The 2954-nt window shown below is 51.5% G+C and carries 2 protein-coding genes; one reads left to right on the top strand and one right to left on the bottom strand.

All coding sequences use genetic code 11. The features are described 5' to 3' along the window. Positions 1–29: 29 nt before the first annotated feature. Complete coding sequence (locus tag BBW68_RS08935) at positions 30–1214, bottom strand: NupC/NupG family nucleoside CNT transporter (RefSeq protein ID WP_070135077.1); 1185 nt, start codon at positions 1212–1214, stop codon at positions 30–32. Positions 1215–1651: 437 nt separating this feature from the next. On the opposite strand from BBW68_RS08935, the gene BBW68_RS08930 reads away from it, so the two are divergent. Then, entirely contained in the window at positions 1652–2893 is a 1242-nt protein-coding gene (locus BBW68_RS08930) for an Nramp family divalent metal transporter (RefSeq protein ID WP_070135076.1), read from the top strand. Positions 2894–2954: the final 61 nt, after the last annotated feature.

Here is a 2954-nt window from a genome sequence, read left to right as displayed (position 1 = left end):
GCTGACCTTTTTTCGGTCAGTCCGACAGATTACAACACTAAACCAGCAATCGATGCCGACAGCACGCTGACCAGCGTTGAGCCGTACAGCAGTTTCAGGCCGAAGTGGGAAACCACGTTGCCCTGCTCTTCATGCAGGCCTTTAATCGCACCCACCACGATACCGATCGAGGAGAAGTTAGCAAACGATACTAGGAACACCGACAGGATGCCTTCACCACGTGGTGACAGCGTACCGGCGACTTTTTGCAAATCCATCATTGCCACAAACTCGTTTGATACTAGTTTGGTCGCCATGATGCTGCCAACCTGCAGTGCTTCATGAGCCGGCACGCCCATCACCCACGCGAACGGGAAGAAGACGTAGCCGAGAATGCCCTGGAAGCTGATACCGAGAATAAAATCGAACAGCGCGTTAATCCCGGAGATTAGGGCGATAAAGCCAATCAGCATCGCTGCCACAATCACAGCCACTTTGAAACCGGCGAGGATATATTCGCTAAGCATCTCGAAGAAGCTCTTTCCCTGATGGGTATTCCCCAGCTTGAGGTCTTCTTCGCTATCAACGCGGTACGGGTTGATCAATGACAGCACGATAAAGGTGCTGAACATGTTGAGTACCAGTGCGGCGACCACATACTTTGGCTGCAGCATGGTCATGTAGGCCCCGACAATCGACATTGAAACGGTCGACATGGCGGTCGCTGCCATGGTGTACATGCGGCGTTCGGACATTTTTCCGAGGATATCTTTATACGCAATGAAGTTTTCTGACTGTCCCAAAATCAGAGAACTGACGGTATTGAAAGATTCCAGCTTGCCCATGCCGTTGATTTTTGACAGCACGGTACCGATGGTACGGATGATGATGGGCAAAATGCGGAAGTGCTGCAGGATGCCGATCAGCGCAGAAATAAAGACGATAGGGCACAGCACGTTCAGCCAGAAGAAGGCTAGACCTTTATCGCCCATATTACCAAAGACGAAGTTGGTCCCTTCCGCCGCGTACTGCAGTAATTGTTCGAACAGATTTGAGAACCCTTGGATGAAGTCGAGACCCACTTCCGAGTTTAGGAAGAACCAAGCGAGGGCGACTTCAATCATCAATAGCTGTATGACAAAGCGGACACGGATATTTTTACGGTCACGGTTGACTAACAACGCCAGCAGAGTCACCACCACCAATGCCAAAGCAAAATGAAGAATGCGGGACATATTTGCTCCAAATTTGAGGGCTATTATATTTTGTTGCACATATCTATGTAACAGGAACCGGAAAACGAGATTTATGCCTCAATATAACAATTTCCTATTGCAGCAGATTACAGAGAAGCTTGAAGCGTCACAGGTTTTCACTATTTTTTAACAGCTTACGAGTAAAGTTGCGCTTACCCTCCTCTTTATTAAACAATCCTAGCTGAATTGCGATGAAAAAATCATCGCACAAGTGGTAAGTGAATGCCAGATACCCTACAGTGAAAAGGGTTGCTCATTTTTTGGTGCTGCCGTACTTTATCTAAAAGTATAGCAACTACTATAACAAATAGTGCTGGCTATCACAGCGATAAAGATAACCTTTCGAATGCACTTAATAATCATTATCATTAAAAGGCATGATGATTGTCAGGTGTTTAGCAGCAGGGATAACAACTATGTCGGAAAGCCGCACTGCGGAGCAGAACGTCCACAGTAGCCGTAAAATTAAATTTGCCTTAATGGGGCCAGCCTTTATTGCGGCAATTGGCTATATCGACCCCGGCAACTTCGCCACCAATATTCAGGCAGGTGCCTCCTACGGCTACACCCTGCTATGGGTCGTCGTCTGGGCCAATATCATGGCGATGGTGATTCAGCTAATGTCTGCCAAGCTGGGTATCGCTACCGGTAAAAATCTGGCTGAGCATATCCGAGATCGTTTTCCGCGCTCCGCGGTTTGGTTTTACTGGGTGCAGGCGGAAATTATCGCCATGGCGACCGACCTTGCCGAGTTTATCGGTGCGGCGATAGGCTTCAAGCTGGTGTTTGGCGTCAGCCTGTTGCAGGGGGCGATACTGACCGGTGTGGCAACGTTTCTAATCCTGATGCTGCAAAGCCGTGGTTCAAAGCCGCTGGAGCTGGTGATCGGCGGCCTACTGCTGTTGGTCGCGGCGGCCTATGTAATTGAGCTGTTTTTCTCGCAGCCGAAGGTGGTCAACCTGCTGCAGGGCATGGCGGTGCCATCCCTGCCAACCGCGGATGCCCTGCTGCTGGCTGCGGGGGTGCTGGGCGCGACCATTATGCCGCACGTCATCTATCTGCACTCTTCGCTGACGCAAGACAGCAGCGATGGCGGTACGCGTGAACAGTGCTACTCTTCAACGAAGCTGGATGTGGCGATTGCCATGACCATCGCCGGTTTTGTCAATCTGGCGATGATGGCCATGGCAGCGGCGGCGTTTCACTTCAGTGGTCACAGCGGGATTGCCGATCTCGACCAAGCGTATCTGACGCTGGACCCGCTGTTAGGTAAAGCCGCCGCGCTGGTGTTTGGCCTCAGCCTGCTGGCTGCAGGATTGTCCTCTACCGTGGTCGGCACCATGGCCAGTCAGGTGGTGATGCAGGGCTTTATCCACTTCCATATTCCGCTGCCGGTGCGCCGTGTGATCACCATGTTGCCTTCCTTTATTGTGATTATGGCGGGCTGGGAACCCACGCGGATACTGGTGATGAGCCAGGTGCTGCTCAGCTTCGGCATTGCGTTGGCGCTGGTGCCGCTGCTGGCCTTTACCGGCAACCGTAAGCTGATGGGGGATATGGTGAACTCGTGCCTGATGCAGAACGCTGGCCGCCTGATCGTTACGGTTGTGGTGATGCTGAATGGGTATCTGCTGGTATCAATGGGGATGAATTTATAAAGCCGGGCGGGGCATGCCGCTGCCCCTGCGAGGCTTTGTTAAATAATAGGTAATCATGCTG

The sequence above is a fragment of the Candidatus Erwinia dacicola genome (assembly GCF_001756855.1).
In the GTDB taxonomy this organism is placed as follows: domain Bacteria; phylum Pseudomonadota; class Gammaproteobacteria; order Enterobacterales; family Enterobacteriaceae; genus Erwinia; species Erwinia dacicola.
The sequence above is the reverse complement of the archived record's forward strand: the minus strand, read 5'-3'. Positions and strand labels throughout refer to the sequence as shown.